This is a genomic window from Nonomuraea sp. B12E4 (assembly GCF_039871825.1).
GTDB lineage: Bacteria > Actinomycetota > Actinomycetes > Streptosporangiales > Streptosporangiaceae > Nonomuraea.
Genome location: NZ_JBDPME010000023.1, coordinates 87,336 through 103,310 on the forward strand (window position 1 = coordinate 87,336; position 15,975 = coordinate 103,310).

A 15,975-nucleotide genomic window follows, 5' to 3' on the forward strand; every position below is an offset into this window, starting at 1 on the left:
CGCAACGGACGCCGGGCGGGCCCCCGATGAAAGTTTCAGGGTCTCCCGGACCGATGGAGCGAGGCCGTTGACGGGGCGGCGGCGGGAAAGGAGGATCGGATCGCTCCGTGTTATGGGAGCGCTCCCATCCTCCGAAGGACCTCCATGACCCGATGCCGGGCCGCCTTACTGGCCCTCCTCACCATGGTCGCCCTGTCCCCCGTGATCTCGCCCGCCGTGGCGGCGCACGCCGACGAGGGACCCGAGCAGATCGTGAACGGCACCTTCGACGCCGGCACCGCCTCCTGGTGGAGCACCGGCAACCTGACCCCCGCCGTGGACTCCGGACGGCTGTGCGCCGACATCCCCGGCGGCACGGCCAACCCCTGGGACGTCATCATCGGCCAGAACGACCTCGCCCTGGTCGAAGGGGAGACCTACGCCTACCGGTTCAGTGCCTCGGCCACCCCCGCGAAGGTCGGCAGGGCGCTGGTGCAGCTTCCGGTGGACCCGTACACGCAGTATCTGTCGGCCGCCCCCGAGCTGAGTGTCTCGGGCAACGACTACTCCTACACGTTCACCGCCCCCGTGTCGCTGCCGAACGCCCAGGTGGTCTTCCAGTTGGGCGGCAGCGCCGAGCCGTGGAGGTTCTGCATGGACGACGTGTCGCTCAAGGGCGGCGCCGAGCCAGAGGTCCACGAGCCGGACACGGGCCCGCGCGTGCGCGTGAACATGGTCGGCTATCTCCCCGCGGGCCCCAAGAACGCCACCGTCGTCACCGCCGAGACCGCGCCCCTGGACTGGGAGCTGAAGAACGCCGACAAGAGGACCGTGGCCACCGGCCGGACCACCCCCAGGGGCGTGGACGCCAGCTCCGGCCAGAACGTGCACACGCTCGACTTCGGCTCCTACCGCAAGCCGGGCAAGGACTACACGCTGACCGCGGACGGGGAGACGAGCAGGCCGTTCGACATCTCGGCCGGCATCTACGACGAGTTGCCGGCCGACGCGCTGAAGTTCTACTACACCCAGCGCAGCGGCATCGAGATCCTCGACAGCCTCAGGCCGGGCTACGGCCGGCCGGCGGGCCACGCGGGCGTGGCGCCGAACCAGGGCGACGTGAGCGTGCCCTGCCAGCCCGGCGTCTGCGACTACTCCCTCAACGTCAAGGGCGGCTGGTACGACGCCGGCGACCACGGCAAGTACGTCGTCAACGGCGGCATCTCGGTCTACCAGCTCATGGCCGCCTACGAACGCGACAAGGCGGCCTTCCGGGACGGTCAGCTCGACATCCCGGAGAGCGGCAACGGCCAACCCGACATCCTGGACGAGGCCCGTTGGGAGCAGGAGTTCCTGCTGAGCATGCAGGTGCCGGACGGCAAGCCGTTCGCGGGCATGGCCCACCACAAGATCCACGACCAGAACTGGACCGGCCTGCCCCTGCTGCCGCACCTGGACCCGCAGCTCCGCGAGCTGCACCCGACCTCGACCGCCGCCACGCTCAACCTGGCGGCGACGGCGGCCCAGGCGGCTCGGCTGTTCGCCCCGTACGACGCCGCGTTCGCCGCCAGGAACCTCACGGCGGCCCGCAAGGCGTGGGCGGCGGCCAAGGCGAACCCGGCCAGGTACGCCGACCCCAACGACGGCAACGGCGGCGGCGCCTACAGCGACGGCGACGTGAGCGACGAGTTCTACTGGGCGGCGGCGGAGCTGTTCATCACGACGGGCGAGAAGGAGTTCAAGGACTTCGTGCTGGCCTCGCCGCACCACACGGGCGACATCTGGCGCGATCGGGGCTTCGACTGGGGCAACACCGCCCAGCTCGGCCGGCTGGACCTGGCGACCGTGCCCAACGCCCTGCCCGACCGGGCGCGGGTGCGGCAGTCGGTGGTGGACGGGGCCGAGAAGTATCTGGCGACCCAGCGCGCACATGCGTATGGCCTCCCGTACAACCCGCCGGACTTCGACTGGGGCTCCAACAACCTGGTGCTCAACAACATGGTCGTGCTGGCCACGGCCTACGACCTGACCGGGCAGGAGAAGTACCGCGCGGCCGTACGTGAGGGCATGGACTACATCCTGGGCCGCAACGCGCTGAACCAGTCGTACGTGACCGGCTACGGCGAGGTGGCCTCGAAGAACCAGCACAGCCGCTGGTACGCCCGCCAGCTCGACCCCGCCCTGCCCAACCCGCCGCGCGGCACGCTGGCCGGCGGCCCCAACTCCGCCATCCAGGACCCGCTCGCGCAGCGGCTGCTGCAGGGCTGCAAGCCGCAGTTCTGCTACATCGACCACATCGAGTCGTGGGCGACGAACGAGCTGACCATCAACTGGAACTCCCCGCTGGCCTGGATCTCGGCGTTCCTGGCCGACAAGAGCGAGCGGGCCGGCTGCCGGGTGCGTTACTCCGCGCACGGAGCCGGTCCGGGCGCCTTCAACGCCCAGATCGTGATCGAGAACACCGGCAAGGAGAGCGTGGACGGCTGGAGCCTGCGCTGGTCGTTCCTCAGCGGCCAGCGCGTGCGCGCCGGCTGGGGCGCCGCGCTGGCGCAGTCCGGCGCGGTGGTGACGGCCAGGAGCCACGAAAGGATCAAGCCGGGCAGGTCGGCGGTGTTCGGCTTCACCGGCACGGCCGCTTCGGGCCCGAACCCGGCACCCGAGGTCTTCCACCTCGACGGCGACCGCTGCGGGTGATCTGAACGCCCGGCGGCCCATCAGGGGGCCGCCGGGCGTTTGCCGACGCTCCGTTGAACGGAATACTGTTGCCCCCATGCCCAGGGGAACCTCTGAAGTCAGCGAGCCGATGTACTTCGTGCTCACCGCGCTCCGCTCCGGACCACTGCACGGGCACGCGATCAGCAAGTCGATCAAGGAGCTGTCCGGGGGCCGGGTCCAGCCGTCGGTCGGCACCCTCTACGGGATCCTGGAACGCCTCAACGAACGCGGCGTGATCACCGTGGACCGCGAGGAAACGGTCAACGGCCGCAACCGGCGCTATTTCCGGATCACCGACGAGGGCCAGGCCCTGGTGGAGGCCGAGGCGAGGCGGATGCAGGCGGCCGCCTCCCTGGTCCTGCGGCCGCAGGAGGCCGTCGCCCTCGTCCCACGGCTGCCGGGCCTGTGACGGCCGTCGAAACGGTGGGCGGTATGACGGCCCTGGAACGGCGTTACCGCCGGCTGCTGCTCGCCTACCCCAGGAGCTATCGCGCCGCGCACGGCGACGAGCTGCTCGACGTGCTGCTGGAGTCGGCCGAGCCCGGCAGCACGGTCCCGGCGCTCAGGGAGGCGTGGGGGCTGCTGCTGGGCGGCGTACGCAGCCGTATCGCGCACCAGGCGGCCGGCACCCCGTGGGCGGACGGCCTGCACCTGGGCGTCACGGCCGTGGCGGCGGCCAACCTTGCGGCACTGCTGCCGTACGCGGGCACGCTGCCGCTGTGGACGGTGCTGTCGGCGCTCGCGCTGCTGGCCGTCCAGCGGGGATGGGTGCTCGCGGCGTTCCCGCTCACCCTCGCCGCGGGCGCCAAGTCGGTCTTCCTCGCGAGCGGCCAGCAGCCGTTCGACGTGACCCTGATCCCGGTCTACCCGTCTTTCCTCACCGACCGGCCGCTCTACTCGGACAGCAGCCCGTTCGTGGTGGCCGCCGGTTACGCGGTCGTGCTGGTGGGCCTGCTCGTGCTCGCCTCCCGGCAGCGCCCGCGGGCCAGGTCATGGTGGTGGTGGGCGGCGGTCGTGGGGGCGGCGTGGGCCGGTCCCGCGTGGCTGGCGGACGATACGTCGTACCCGCTGAGCCTGAGCAGGATGGCCGTCGAGGCAGCGGCGCTCGGGCTGGCGGCGGCCGCCGGCTACCTGGCGCGCGACCACCGGTGGGCGCTCGCCTCGGGCATCTACCTGCTGGTCGCCTCAGGCGAGCCGGCCCTGCACGGCGAGGAGCTGACCAGGCAGCACCTCGCGTACTGGGGCGTACTGGTCCTGCTGGCCCTGTGGGCGGTCCTCGCGCCCTTCCGTCCCCGGCGGCACTGCCTGGATTGACCATGCTACGTTAAACAGAGTATGGTCCCGCCATGCCCAGAAGATCCACCTTTGCCCTCGCCCTGTCGTTCTCGGCGACCCTGCTCTGCGGCTGCGGGGGCGCCACGGAGAGCCCCCGCCCCGCGCCGGTCGCGACCGCCGGCATGGACAAGAAGCACCAGATTGAGGCGGTCAAGGCGGACTGCATGAAAGAGCGCGGATTCAAGTACGTCGCGTGGGTGCAGCCAAAGGAGAAGACCGAGGAGGAACGCAGCCGCGCCTCCGGCAATTACCAGGCCATGCGGAAATATCGCCAAAAATATGGCTTCGGGATCTGGTCCATCCCCGTCTATCGCGAGGAGATGAACAGGCTGGCCGGAGTCCCCGAACCGGGCTCCGACCCGAACATGCAGGTGGCGCTCAACCTCTCCCCGACCCAGCAGGAGGCCTGGACGAAGGCTAGGGACACCTGCACGAGCGAGGCGGTCACGCAGGTGCTCGGCCTGACCGTGAAGTCGCATGGCGACCTTATCCAGCAGATGCTCGCGGCCCGGAAACGGGCCATGACCGCCGAACTCGACGGCGACCCCGAGCTGCGGGAGCTGACCGCCGCCATGTCCGACTGCCTGAGGAGCAAGGGCTACGCCGTCAGCGACACCGCGCCGACGGCCCTCGCGGGTCGCGGCGGGGACGTGTTCGACCTCCAGCGGGTCGAGATAAACAAAAAGCAGCATGTGGAGGCCTTCGTGGAGTTCACCCCTCAGCAGGCCAGGCCCTACCTGAACCGGGAGATCAAGGCCGCGCTCGACGACCTGGAATGCGGCAAGGACTTCTACGCGGCCTACATGGCACGGGAGTCGGCGATCGAGAATCGGATCAGCGACCAGTTCGCCTTCCGTCCCTGATGAAGTCCCCGCGCAAGCTGCTCGCCGGCGTCGTCGCCGGCGTCGTGGTCATCGCCGGTGCGGGCTGGGCGGTCGGCACCCGGCTGCGCTCGCCCGCCGACGAGGCCGCCCGCCGCGCCGCGCCCACCCCCTCACTCGTCACCGCCGCCGTCGAGCGCCGCAAGCTCGTCAGCACGGTCGTGCTCAGCGGCACCCTGGAGTACGGCTCGCCGCTGCCTGTCAGCCTCGCCGGAGTGGTCGGCGGCACCTCCGAGCTGCAGCGGGCCACCCGCGCGCCGCACGTCGGCACCCTCAAGGAGGGCTCCGTGCTGATGGAGGTCAACGGCCGCCCGGTGTTCGCGCTGCGCGGCACGGTGCCGATGCACCGCGCCATCGCGCCCGGCGGCAAGGGCGACGACGTCAAGCAGTTGCAGCGGGCGCTGCGCAGGCTCGGGTACGGGGGTCCCACCTCGGGCGTGTTCGACCAGGCCACGATCGCGGCGGTCACCAGGATGTACCGGAAGAAGGGGTACGAGGCCCAGCGGCCGACGCTGGTCGACCGGCAGGCGTACGACACGCTGCGCCGGGCCGTACAGACCGCCGAGGAGACCCTCGCGACCGAGCAGCAGGCGCTCGACCAGGGGCGGGACGTGCTGCCGTTGAAGCTCAAGGTGGACAACGCCAAGGCCGACCTGAAGGCGGCCGACCGGGCGCTGAAGGAGACCGAGGCACAGCGGCTTACCCCCGACGACGACGCCGCGCTCGTGGCGGCGGACGCGGCGGTGCGCGCGGCGGAGGAGAAGCTGCTGGCGGCCGAGCAGGCGCTGGAGGCGGCCAGGAGCCACCCGGCCGCCACCCCGACGGCCACGCCCACCCGCACGGTGGCTCCCGTCGCCGTTCCCAGCAGCGAGCCCACCGCCGACACGGAGCTGCTGGAGATGCGGGTGGCCAACGCCAGGGCGGATCTGGCGGAGGCCACCGAGCAGCACGGCCGCATCCTGGAGAAGGCCCGCCAGGCCCGCGAGAAGAGCCTCGAAGACCTGAGCAAGGCCCGCCGCACCGCGCAGGAGGCGCTGGCCACGGCCGAGCAGGCGCTGCGCCGGGCCAGGCAGCTCTCCCCCGCCAGGCTCAAGGTGTCCCACGCGAAGACGAACGTGGCGGCGGCGAAGTCGATGCTGGCCGAGTACAGCCGTACCTACGGCACTTCCGTCCCGCCCGGCGAGATCGTGTTCCTGCCCAAGCTGCCCGCCCGGGTGCAGAAGACCTCGGTGAAGGCCGGCGGGCGCATCGAGGAGGAGGTCGCCACGGTGACCAGCGCGACGTTCATGGTGACGGGGTCCGTCGAGGCCACGGAGTCGGAGCTGCTGCGCACGGGCATGGAGGCGAGCATCGAGCTCGACACGGGCAGGTCGTACCCCGCCAGGCTCACCGCGGTCGGCGCGCGGGCCGAGGTGCCGGGCGGCGAGAAGCCCGCGGACGGGGCCCAGCCCGTGCTGCTCACGCCCGCTTCGGCGAAGGGGCTCAAGCCGGGGACCGCGGTGACGGCGCGCGTGACGGTGGGAGCGACCGACGAGCCCGTGCTGGTCGTGCCGGTGGCCGCGGTGATCACCGCGGCGGACGGCAGGGCGCGGGTGCGGGTCGAGTACGCCACCGACCAGACCAGGGATGTCGAGGTGCGCACGGGGCTGACCGCGGACGGCAACGTCGAGGTCACCGGCGCGCTCAAGGAGGGCGACCGGGTGGTGGTCAGCGGTGCCTGAGCCAGTCATCGAGCTGACCGGGGTCCGCAGGGAGTTCCCGGCCGACCCGCCGGTGCGGGCGCTCGACGACGTCTCGCTCCGGGTGGAGGGCGGCGACTACCTGGCGATCGTGGGCCCGTCCGGCTCGGGCAAGTCCACACTCCTGAACGTGCTGGGCCTGCTGGATCGGCCCGGCTCGGGCAGCTATCGGCTGGATGGCACCGAGACCACCGCCCTGGGCGACGGGGCCAGGACCCGGTTGCGCGGCGACCGGATCGGCTTCGTCTTCCAGTCCTTCCACCTGCTGGCCCACCGTACCGTCGCGGAGAACGTCATGCTCGCCGAGATCTACGGCAGGCAGCCGCGCAGGGGCAGGCGGGAGCGGGCCCTTGCGGCGCTGGAACGCGTCGGGCTCGGTCACCGGACGGACTTCCGTCCCGACCGGCTGTCCGGCGGCGAACGCCAGCGCGCGGCCATCGCCAGGGCCCTCATGGGCGAGCCGTCCCTGCTGCTGTGCGACGAGCCCACGGGCAACCTCGACAGCCGCAACACCGAGGCGGTGCTCGACCTGTTCGAGGAGTTGCGGCGGCAGGGCCTGACGATCGTGGTCATCACGCACGAGCAGGAGGTCAGCGAGCGCGCCGGGCGGCGGGTGCGGATCACCGACGGCGTGCTGGTGGAGGAGAAGTGATGCACGTACGCGACCTGGGCGGCGAGGCGCTCGCGGGCATGCTCGCCCGGCCCGTACGTTCGGCGCTGACCACGCTGGGCACCGTGCTCGGCATCACCACCCTGGTCGTCACGCTCGGCGTCGCCGCCACCGCGGGCAACCAGATCGTCGGCCGCTTCGACGAGCTGGTGGCCACCGCCCTCACGGTGGAGGTGCCGGAGTCGGACAACGTGCCGCTGGTGGCGTGGGACGCGATCGACCGGGTGACCAGGCTGCGCGGGGTGGAGTCCGCCGCCGCGGTGGCCGAGTCCAAGGACAGCACGAACCTGTCCGTACGCTCCAACGACCCTCGTGGACCCGACCAGGGTGACCGCGCAGTCCCTGACCGTGCTGGCCGCCTCCACCGGGCTGCCGGAGGCGGCGCGCGGCCGGATGGTGCAGGGCAGGTTCTACGACGTCGGGCACATCCGGCGGGGCGACCGGGTGGCGGTGATCGGGGACCAGGCGGCCAAGCTGCTCGGCGTCACCCGGCTCGACCGGGCTCCGGCGATCTTCATCGGCGAGCACGCGTACACGGTGATCGGGATCCTCGGCGACCTGCGCCGCGAGCGGAACCTGAGCACTGCCGTGATCGTGCCGCCCACCGTGGGCGCGCGGTTCGGGCTGCGCGACGTCACCAGGGTGCTGGTCAACACCAGTCTGGGCGCCGCCGACCTGATCGCGGGCCAGGCCCCGGCGGCGCTCAGCCCCGGCAACGGCGACATGCTCCAGGTCGTCGCCCCGCCCAGCCCCACCAGGGCGCGCGACCAGGCGCAGGACGACGTCAACGCGCTCTTCCTGATCCTCGGCCTGGTCTCGCTCGTGGTCGGCGCGGTCGGCATCGCGAACGTCACCCTCGTCACCGTGATGGAACGCGTCCCGGAGATCGGCCTGCGCCGCTCGCTCGGCGCGGCCCGGCGGCACATCGCCGCGCAGTTCCTGCTGGAGTCGACGCTGATCGGGCTGACCGGCGGGGTGATCGGGGCCAGCCTGGGCGTGGTCACCATCGTCGCCGTCTCGGCCGCCAAGCAGTGGACGCCGCTGCTCGACCCGTGGCTGGCGGTCGCCGCGCCGGTCGCCGGGGCCGTGGTGGGACTGCTGGCCGGGCTCTACCCGGCGCTGCGCGCGGCCCGGATGGAGCCGGTGGACGCGCTCAGATAGGTGTCCTCCCGGTTGAGCCGCTCGGCGCTCGGGCACGTCCAAAGGACATGAGGAGAATCTGGCGGATCGTGCTGCCGCCGGCGCTGGTTCTGGTCTTGGCCTTGACCACGAGCACGTGCGCGGCACCAGCGGCCATGACAGGGACCCAGGGGCGCGCGGACGTCGCGGAGGCTCCAGCCTCCTCCGCAGGAACACCTGCGCCCTCGGTGAGCGCGACCCGACCCCACCAGGCCCCGCAGGGCCGGCAGGACTCGCAGGACCTGCAGAACCGCCTGGTCGAGCTGCGCGAACAGGGCGGCTTCGCGGGCCTCGACAACAGGGTGATCGTCGCCGCCGACGGCCGCGCCAAGTTCAGCCGCCGCACCGGCCCGGTCGTGGACCTGCCCCTGACGTCCGAGGAGCTGACCGAACTGCGCGGCCACCTCGCCAAACTACGGATCGGCCCTTCCGAGGCGCAGCCCCAGGGCGCCGACTTCATCGCCTACACCCTGACCTACCAGGGACGCCGCGCCACCCGCTACACACTCCCCGCCGACTGGCAGCCGGTGGTCCGCTTCCTGGAGGAAGCACTGGAGAAGTACTGGGCACCGGACTGACGAATGCCCGACTGACGAATTGCCCAGCCCGGGAATTACCGGCCATCGTCATGACGCGTCGCCGCCGACCCCAAGCACCAGGTCTGCCCACACCACGCGGTGACAGCGCTCGATGACGTGCGTTCCGCAACGGATGCTCAGCCCGGCCACGATGCCGAGGCCACGACCTGACTCCGCCATGGATTCGAGCTGGAGCGGCAGGAAGCACGGCGCCGGCGTCCGGGTGCCCGGGTCGATCACTTCCAGCCGGACGAAGCCGCCGCCGAACCCCAGCCGCACCGTGACCCAGTCCCGCCCCCGACCCCCCGGCACGTGCTGGATGACGTTGGTCACCAGCTCGGTGACGATCTGGAGCGCGTCCGCCCGGACATCCGGATGGCTGTCGACCAGCCACAGCCCGGTGGCTTGCCGGGCGTGCCACGGCGCCCGTTCACTTCGGCACAGCGTCGCACTTCTCCAAAGGACGATGTCTGCCGCTTCGATTTCTGTCCGCATAAAATCACCGACTTGTCTGGGTTTGCCGCCGTCCTATCCGGACAGCCATGTGTCCGGACGCCTCCTGATTGCTTTTCGGAAGCATTTACAAGAGTGCCAACTCCCAGCTAGCTTGCAATCAGCACGCAACTGTCCGTATTCAGACAGACTAAAATGTGGTTTGTGCGGATGCCCCCGAAAGGGCGTGACTGCCAATGCACGAGCAACCGGAATCCCCGGTCGAGGGGTATGGAGCGGTATTGAAGGCGGCGCGGGACGCCGCCCACCTTTCCCAAGCGGCCTTGGGAGAGGTGCTCTCCTGCAGTGAGAGCCTCGTCGGGCTGATCGAGCGCGGTAAGCGTCGGCCGACCAAGAAGTTCACACTCGCCGCGGAAGCCGCTCTGGGGCTGAACGGAGACCTCTATCGGCTACTGCCCAACACATCGGTCATGTCCACGGAGAAGTGGTTCAGCGAATGGCCGAGGGTGGAAGCGAAAACGGACACGATACGAACGTGGGAACCCCTTGTTGTCCCGGGACTTCTACAGACACCTCGCTACGCGCAAGCCCTCTTCGCGTCCGAACCTGGGGTCACAGAACAGTGGAGAGAGGAAGCCCTCACAACACGACTCCAGCGGCAGTCCGTGTTCGAGCGCAAGGACCCGCTCATATATTGGGCGCTGATTGACGAGTGCGTTCTCCTTCGGCCCGTCGGCGGAAAGGACGTGATGCAGGAGCAACTGGAGCACCTGCTGGTGATGGCTGAACGGCCGAACATCTCGATCCAGGTCGTACCGCTGGACGTAGGCGCTACGGCGGGCCTGGTCGGAGGCTTCGCCATCGCTCAAGGCGAAGGCATGCGGGACCACGTCCACCTCGAAGACGCCGCACGAGGCTCCGTCTCCGCCCAGGATGAGGCGGTACGGCGCGTGACCCTCAAATACAATGAGATTCACAAATGGGCGCATCCCGTACACGTGAGCAAGCGGCTGATACGCGAGGTGACGGCGAGATATGAAGATCAGTGACGAGCTGGGCGTCGAACTGAAGGCCGCACAGTGGACCAAATCCACGCTTTCCAGCTCCCAAGGAGGTAACTGCCTTTACGCGGCCAAGCTGAGCGGCGACCGATACGCGATCCGAGACTCCGAACAACCCGACGTCGAGCCGATGATCCTCCGGGGCAGCGTCTTCCGCGCCTTCGTGGGCGGCGCCAAACTCGGCGAATTCGACTTCTAGCCGTCCTTGATCGTCATACCAATGGTATGATGGGACCTATGGACGCTGCAGCGAGCGAGCCCGTGCGCGACGACTCGGAGCCTTCTCGGGCCGCGCTGTACATTGCTCATGATGCGCCTGGCCCAAAGGTCAAGAAAGCCATCACCATGCCACAGCAGCTTGCCGCTGAGATCGACGCGCACGTCGGACGTGGCGAGTTCTCCGCCTTCATGTCCAGTGCCGCCCAACACTGGCTGGCCCTGATAAAGACCGGCGAGATCATCGATGAGTACGAGCGGCAGCACGGCCCGATCAGCGAAGAGCGCTTGGAGCAGGCGAGGCGTCGGTGGCGCGACGCCTGAGGAACGTCCCGATCACGGCTACTGGCCCGCTACTGGTGCTCGACGCTCAGGCCCTCTCGCTGCTGGCTGATAACCATGCCGAAACCGTGGACCTGGTGGAAGCTTCCCGTGAAGACGGTTATGCCGCGGCCATCAGTGTCGTCACACTCGCTGAGCAGCGTAGGACCGGGCAGGCAGCGGCCCGCATGCGCTGGCTCCGATCTCGGCTGGTGATCGTGCCCGTCACCGAGCAACTGGCCGACCTGGCAGCAGGGCTGCTGGACTGCGCAGGGCTCGATGGTCACGACAACGTCGTCGACGCGCTCGTGACGGCCACAACGGCCTCCACCAACGCACCCGGACGCCTGCTCTCTTCCGATGGCTCCCATATTCCCGCGTTGTGCAAGGCCGCCGTCGAACTCGGAGCACGGCAGATCCAGTGGCTCAAAGTCTAGGAGAACGGCACGTTCCAGCGTTCGGGGCGATTGTCTTGTCAACCGACGGACCTACCGCCGTCTACTCGACCACCCGGTCGGGGGAATCCCGCCAAATCCGCTGCCCTTCGGGCGTGATGGTCATGCCGAAGCGTTCGCGCTCGGGCTCCCCCCAGCTCACCCACCGGAAGTAGGCGGACACCACCTCATCCCAGAGCGGCCGGTCGCCCACCTGGTAGATCTCGTACTCCTCGGCACCCGGGCGCCAGTCCACCACCGCCCAGGAGTATGGGTTGCCCGGATCGGACAGCCACAGTCGGCAGAGCTCCCCGTCCTCGTCGGGTTCGGCGCTGCCGTGGGAGGCCAGGCCGGTCAGCGCGGCGATGGCGAGGTCCGCCCCGGCCGGGGCGTAGGCGATCGTGCGAGGGTCGATGTGCGTGGTGAGGTGGTGCTTGTCCGCAGACGTGCGCGGCGGCCGGCCTGGGGCTCTGCGCTGGGAGCGCATCATCATGTAGTCGGCGAAGCCGGGGAAGCGGCCGTACGCCGTACCGTCCGGCATGACGACGAGCCGCAGCGCGTGACCGGTGCCGAAGCCGGGACGGTACGGCAGGACGATCACGGCGCCGGGCCGGGACTGCTGGACCCATGTGTACGGCACGGTCTGGATGCCGCAGGTCACGTGAACCCGGTCGAATGGCGCGCGCGACGGACACCCGTGCGCGCCGTCGCCCACGATGAGGCAGGGGTCGACCCCGGCGGCGGCGAGGTTCTTGCCGGCCTGCTCGCCGACGGCGTCGTCCACCTCGATGGAGGTGACGTTGTGCCCGCCGACGAGATGGGACAGCAGCGCCGCTGTCCAGCCGGTTCCGGTGCCGATCTCCAGCACCCGGTGGCCGGGCTCGGGATCCAGCAGCCGCAGCAGGTTGGCGACCGTGCTGGGCGCCGAAGCCGAGGACGTGCACTCACCCGAGCCCGTGGCCAGGTCGGTGGCACCGTCGTCGAGCTGGGTGACGATGCTGGTGTCGGAGTAGACGGCGTTCCACCAGTCATCGGGATCGCCGTCGTGGTCGATGACGCGGATGCCTCCGTCCGGCGCCCATGCCTGGCCTACGTGCGGAATGTACTGATGGCGGGGCACCGCCCGGATGGCGTCGTAAACCCACGCGGCGTCCGGAACGAGGGCGGTGACCTGGCCGATCAGCGCTTCGGTCCGTTTGGCGAGGTCTGTCACTTCTTGCCTTTGCCGCCGCTGTTGCTGTTGCCCTTGCTGTGCTTGCCGTCTCCGCCTTGTGCCTTGTCCGGGCCTTGTGGCTCAGGCTTGAACGGCTTGTCGCCCTTCTTGCCGCCCTCGTGCTTGCCCAAAGTGAACCCCCAGGCGATCGAATCGTACGCTTATCGTGAGTGCGAAACTACGCAACGTACGCTATCCGTGAGCCGGCCTGAGGGCCCATTACCCATTTGGAGACTTCACAATGCCGTCCTTGCTCTGTCCCTGGGCATACCGAGGGACACCGGGTTGTCAGCGGACACGGCAGACTTCCCGTTGGGGGACAATTCTCCCCGGTGGGCCCGTCCGGGCCCGTCAGAGTGGGCGGTCGGCAGCATGGTTGTGCGAGGACGCTGGTGGCATGGAGCAGGCGGAACTCCGGACTGACGTGAGCCTATGAAGAGTGTCCTGAAGACCTTGACGGCCTTTCGGACTGGAACCGACGATTCAGACTCGGGTCATGATGGGCCGTCGGAAGGTTCCGGCCGGGCCTGAGGCGTGGGTCCTGTGCCGGGAACTGATCCCGGCCGGGAGCGGCAGCACGGCCCATCGGGAGTCATGCCCCAGCGCTCGCGCCCGGCCCCCAGCTCATCCGCCGAAAGTAGGCATCCACCACCCATCCCACAGCGGTTGGTCGCCCACCTGGTAGATCTCGTACTCCTCGGCACCCGGCCGCAGTCCACCACCGCCCAGGAGGGCGAGCCGGGTTGATGGCCGGCGCTCCTGGAGGCGGTCAGGGGCGGCGCTGTTCGGCCTCGGGTGAGAGCGCCGCGGCCACAGAACCGGCGGCGTAGCCGTTGCCGGTAAGGCCTTCCTCGTCCTCGTCCTCGTCCTCGCCCTCGTCTTCCTGCACGTAGTCGAAGTAAATCGTCACGAACGGCCAGGGATCGCCGTCGTCGTCGGTGTCGTTATGGAAGACCAGATCGCGGATCTCGATCTTGCCCATCCCCTCGATCGTGCTGGCGAGCCTGCGTAGCAGGTTGGGCACGTTGTCTTGCTCTTCGCCCCGTGGATTGTTCAGGGAGAAGTGCCGAGCCTGAAATCCAAGCTGGTCGGCCATCTGTTCCTACCCCTTCCTGCCCCGCTTCTGTTTGTTCCGATCGCCGGAGAACTTCTCGGCCTTCCGGACCTTCCCCGCTGCTCTGTTGAACAAGCTCCGGTCGTAAGGCAGCCCTTGTTCCTTGGCCTCGAGCGCCTCCAGCTCCTCGTCAGTGAGGTTGGCGTCGGCCTCCGTTCGCCCGCGGCCGCCTCCGCGCCCACCGCGGCCGCCACGCATCTCCATCACTTGAGGCCGTTCTATGGGGTTCCTGACCCCCGCCAGCCTTGTGCCGCCTGAGCTGGGGACACCCGCGAAGGCCGGGCTGCCCGGAGGGCCGAAACGAGAGCGGCTTTCGAGGAGCTCTCGTATCGGGCGCGTGATCCTGTGCTCAACCCCTCTGGCCAGGTGCCGGCCGCTGCCCTCGGCCGCCTGGCGGAAGGCCTTGACGCCCGCGCGCCGGATGGCCAGCAAAGTGGCCATCGTGCGAGGTCCCGCGGCCGGACCGGACAGCGCAGCCTGGAGCAGTCGTGCCGTACCGATGGCTGCGATCGTGCCCACGACGACCTTGGTGCCTGTCACCACCGTACCCATGCCGTGCAGCAGGGGAGGCGCCAAGCGCATCGCGTGCGAAGCCTGTGCCATGCGCGCGGAGTTGTGGTCGGTGGAGCGTTGCATCTCGGTCGACGAGTCGCCCTGGTAGACGGCTGAGGCGGCACCGACGGTGGAGTCGACCTCGGCTGCCGCCAGCGTCGTGCCGCGTTGGACGATGTCGGCCGCGTCGCCGTCCAAGTTGACCTCGTCCTCGTCGACGTTCGGCCACCAGAGGCCGGCCATCTCCAGCGTCGCGTCGTACTCCGGTGGCAGCATTATGCCCATGCGTCGCGCTCCGGCATGATGCTTGCGGCATCCGCGGCATCGATGTTGGCGGGCACGGCCATCATGCGGTCCCCCTGGTCGGTCAGCGTGCCACCCAGACCCGGCCCGGCATCGAGAATCGTCTGACGGCAGTCAATCCATGCCATCTCGATCTCGGCGAAGAGCCCGTCGTCCCCCCACCTCCCGCTTCGTTCCCGTAGCCGCTGCACCGCCGCCTCATAGTCGTCCCCGTGCGAGTGCATGCGCGACGCCTGCAGCCTCAGCGACTCCTTCGAGATCTCGAACCCCGTGTTCATAAGAGAGACGATAGCGCCCGTTAGTTATTAATGTGATTGACGGTGATAATTCACGCAGCTAGTCAAGGAACCGGCTCAGTTGCTCCTGAAGTGCGATGGGATCAAGGGATACGTCCGGGACGGCCTGCTGGAACTCCTCGCGGAGCATGGTCTCTGCCTGACGCCGGGCATCGTCCTGCGCCCGGCCCACGGCCGCGAGTATTTCCTCGGAGAGCGCTTCGCTGCCCTTCTTCACCGCCTGCTGCCCGAGCACGACCTCCAGGATCCTGCCTTCGGCGGTAGCGGTCGCACGTACGTGACCGCTATCCCCCACGCCGATGATCTCGCTCAGGCTCTCCTCCACGCCCGCGAGCAGCGCCTCGGCCTGGTCCACCTGTTCCGTGGCCAGGTCGAGGTCCTGGGAGCGAATGTTTCGCGGATCGATGTCGTAGCCGAACATCACAGTCCTCCCGAGTACAGCTCGCGGGCCACGGCCTCCACACGATGCTCGATGAGCCTCTCGTCGAGTGGTTCCGGCAGCGCTCCGACGCGGGCGGTGACACCGTCCAGGATCTCCTGGGCGCGCCGCGCGGAGTCTTCCTGCGCCGCCTGGATCGCCCTGGTCACCTCGCGACCGAGCGCCACCGTGTCGAGCCGCAGCGCGCGGGGATTGATCTTGAGTTTCCTGATCGAGCCGCCCCCGTCAGCCGTTGCCCGGATCATCCCGTCGGCGGCTTCTCCCGTACTCTCGATCTCCCCGATCGTGTGCTTGGCCTGGCGAAGGTCGTGTATCGCCTCCCGCGTCCGCTGGAAGACCTCCTCCAGATATTGGCGATCTTGTTCAGGTGCCGGCCATGACACGTGAGACCTCCCTGTCAAGTCATTTCTAGGAAATTTATACATATCAGACGGCCGGAGACCCGTGATGAGAGATTCACCGTCAACGCTCCCGAACGAAGTGCTGTGACGTGCTCC

Annotated in this window: 21 protein-coding genes; 12 read left to right on the forward strand and 9 right to left on the reverse strand. The window is 69.1% G+C overall.

What is annotated here, in order from left to right; translation table 11 throughout:
* The first annotated feature begins 144 nt into the window (after positions 1–144).
* From ABGB18_RS36865 to ABGB18_RS36890, 6 genes are all read left to right on the forward strand, one after another.
* Positions 145–2,673: a glycoside hydrolase family 9 protein gene (locus tag ABGB18_RS36865; protein ID WP_347700297.1), complete on the forward strand. Its 2,529-nt coding sequence runs from the start codon at positions 145–147 to the stop codon at positions 2,671–2,673.
* Positions 2,674–2,749: 76 nt separating this feature from the next.
* A complete protein-coding gene (locus ABGB18_RS36870) occupies positions 2,750–3,103 on the forward strand; it encodes a PadR family transcriptional regulator (RefSeq protein WP_347700298.1) in 354 nt (117 codons plus the stop codon).
* A 23-nt stretch (positions 3,104–3,126) separates the two neighbouring features.
* Complete coding sequence (locus ABGB18_RS36875; RefSeq protein ID WP_347700299.1) at positions 3,127–4,008, forward strand: hypothetical protein; 882 nt, start codon at positions 3,127–3,129, stop codon at positions 4,006–4,008.
* 32 nt (positions 4,009–4,040) lie between these two features.
* On the forward strand, positions 4,041–4,892 hold the full coding sequence (locus ABGB18_RS36880) for a hypothetical protein (RefSeq protein WP_347700300.1): 852 nt from the start codon (positions 4,041–4,043) through the stop codon (positions 4,890–4,892).
* A complete protein-coding gene (locus tag ABGB18_RS36885; protein WP_347700301.1) occupies positions 4,892–6,631 on the forward strand; it encodes a peptidoglycan-binding protein in 1,740 nt (579 codons plus the stop codon). The genes ABGB18_RS36880 and ABGB18_RS36885 overlap by 1 nt, the downstream gene beginning before the upstream one ends.
* A complete protein-coding gene (locus tag ABGB18_RS36890) occupies positions 6,624–7,301 on the forward strand; it encodes an ABC transporter ATP-binding protein (protein WP_347700302.1) in 678 nt (225 codons plus the stop codon). The genes ABGB18_RS36885 and ABGB18_RS36890 overlap by 8 nt, the downstream gene beginning before the upstream one ends.
* Here ABGB18_RS36890 and ABGB18_RS36895 read toward each other — a convergent pair.
* Complete coding sequence (locus ABGB18_RS36895; protein ID WP_347700303.1) at positions 7,270–7,602, reverse strand: hypothetical protein; 333 nt, start codon at positions 7,600–7,602, stop codon at positions 7,270–7,272. The genes ABGB18_RS36890 and ABGB18_RS36895 overlap by 32 nt on opposite strands.
* Before the next feature lie 29 nt (positions 7,603–7,631).
* Between ABGB18_RS36895 and ABGB18_RS36900 the strand changes: the two genes are divergently transcribed.
* Both ABGB18_RS36900 and ABGB18_RS36905 read left to right on the forward strand, forming a co-directional pair.
* Complete coding sequence (locus ABGB18_RS36900; protein ID WP_347700304.1) at positions 7,632–8,480, forward strand: FtsX-like permease family protein; 849 nt, start codon at positions 7,632–7,634, stop codon at positions 8,478–8,480.
* Positions 8,481–8,686: 206 nt separating this feature from the next.
* On the forward strand, positions 8,687–9,076 hold the full coding sequence (locus ABGB18_RS36905; RefSeq protein ID WP_347700305.1) for a hypothetical protein: 390 nt from the start codon (positions 8,687–8,689) through the stop codon (positions 9,074–9,076).
* Between the two features lie 48 nt (positions 9,077–9,124).
* Here ABGB18_RS36905 and ABGB18_RS36910 read toward each other — a convergent pair whose 3' ends face one another.
* Positions 9,125–9,571: an ATP-binding protein gene (locus ABGB18_RS36910; RefSeq protein ID WP_347700306.1), complete on the reverse strand. Its 447-nt coding sequence runs from the start codon at positions 9,569–9,571 to the stop codon at positions 9,125–9,127.
* A gap of 194 nt (positions 9,572–9,765) precedes the next feature.
* On the opposite strand from ABGB18_RS36910, the gene ABGB18_RS36915 reads away from it, so the two are divergent.
* The 4 genes from ABGB18_RS36915 to ABGB18_RS36930 are packed head-to-tail and all read left to right on the forward strand — an operon-like array spanning position 9,766 to position 11,564.
* Entirely contained in the window at positions 9,766–10,578 is an 813-nt protein-coding gene (locus ABGB18_RS36915) for a helix-turn-helix transcriptional regulator (RefSeq protein WP_347700307.1), read from the forward strand.
* The gene (locus ABGB18_RS36920) at positions 10,565–10,789 is read left to right on the forward strand and encodes a DUF397 domain-containing protein (protein ID WP_347700308.1); all 225 of its coding nucleotides are present in this window, start codon (positions 10,565–10,567) and stop codon (positions 10,787–10,789) included. Before ABGB18_RS36915 ends, ABGB18_RS36920 begins: the two co-directional genes overlap by 14 nt.
* A gap of 38 nt (positions 10,790–10,827) precedes the next feature.
* Positions 10,828–11,130, forward strand: coding sequence for a hypothetical protein (locus ABGB18_RS36925; RefSeq protein WP_347700309.1), 303 nt, complete (start codon positions 10,828–10,830; stop codon positions 11,128–11,130).
* 35 nt (positions 11,131–11,165) lie between these two features.
* Positions 11,166–11,564: a hypothetical protein gene (locus ABGB18_RS36930; protein WP_347700310.1), complete on the forward strand. Its 399-nt coding sequence runs from the start codon at positions 11,166–11,168 to the stop codon at positions 11,562–11,564.
* Between the two features lie 61 nt (positions 11,565–11,625).
* On the opposite strand, the gene ABGB18_RS36935 is transcribed toward ABGB18_RS36930, so the two are convergent.
* The 7 genes from ABGB18_RS36935 to ABGB18_RS36965 form a co-directional block, all read right to left on the reverse strand.
* Positions 11,626–12,774, reverse strand: coding sequence for a methyltransferase domain-containing protein (locus ABGB18_RS36935; RefSeq protein WP_347700311.1), 1,149 nt, complete (start codon positions 12,772–12,774; stop codon positions 11,626–11,628).
* Positions 12,771–12,905 (reverse strand): hypothetical protein, encoded by a 135-nt coding sequence (locus ABGB18_RS36940; protein ID WP_347700312.1) that lies wholly within the window; start codon positions 12,903–12,905, stop codon positions 12,771–12,773. Before ABGB18_RS36940 ends, ABGB18_RS36935 begins: the two co-directional genes overlap by 4 nt.
* Before the next feature lie 638 nt (positions 12,906–13,543).
* The gene (locus tag ABGB18_RS36945; protein ID WP_347700313.1) at positions 13,544–13,870 is read right to left on the reverse strand and encodes a hypothetical protein; all 327 of its coding nucleotides are present in this window, start codon (positions 13,868–13,870) and stop codon (positions 13,544–13,546) included.
* A gap of 6 nt (positions 13,871–13,876) precedes the next feature.
* Positions 13,877–14,725 carry a hypothetical protein gene (locus ABGB18_RS36950; RefSeq protein ID WP_347700314.1) on the reverse strand — a complete coding sequence of 283 codons (849 nt, stop codon included), beginning with the start codon at positions 14,723–14,725 and terminating at the stop codon, positions 13,877–13,879.
* Positions 14,716–15,021, reverse strand: a complete 306-nt coding sequence (locus tag ABGB18_RS36955; RefSeq protein WP_347700315.1) for a hypothetical protein — start codon at positions 15,019–15,021, stop codon at positions 14,716–14,718. The genes ABGB18_RS36950 and ABGB18_RS36955 overlap by 10 nt, the downstream gene beginning before the upstream one ends.
* Before the next feature lie 58 nt (positions 15,022–15,079).
* Positions 15,080–15,460, reverse strand: coding sequence for a YbaB/EbfC family nucleoid-associated protein (locus tag ABGB18_RS36960; protein WP_347700316.1), 381 nt, complete (start codon positions 15,458–15,460; stop codon positions 15,080–15,082).
* Positions 15,460–15,861 (reverse strand): YbaB/EbfC family nucleoid-associated protein, encoded by a 402-nt coding sequence (locus tag ABGB18_RS36965; RefSeq protein ID WP_347700317.1) that lies wholly within the window; start codon positions 15,859–15,861, stop codon positions 15,460–15,462. Before ABGB18_RS36965 ends, ABGB18_RS36960 begins: the two co-directional genes overlap by 1 nt.
* Positions 15,862–15,975 lie beyond the last annotated feature (114 nt).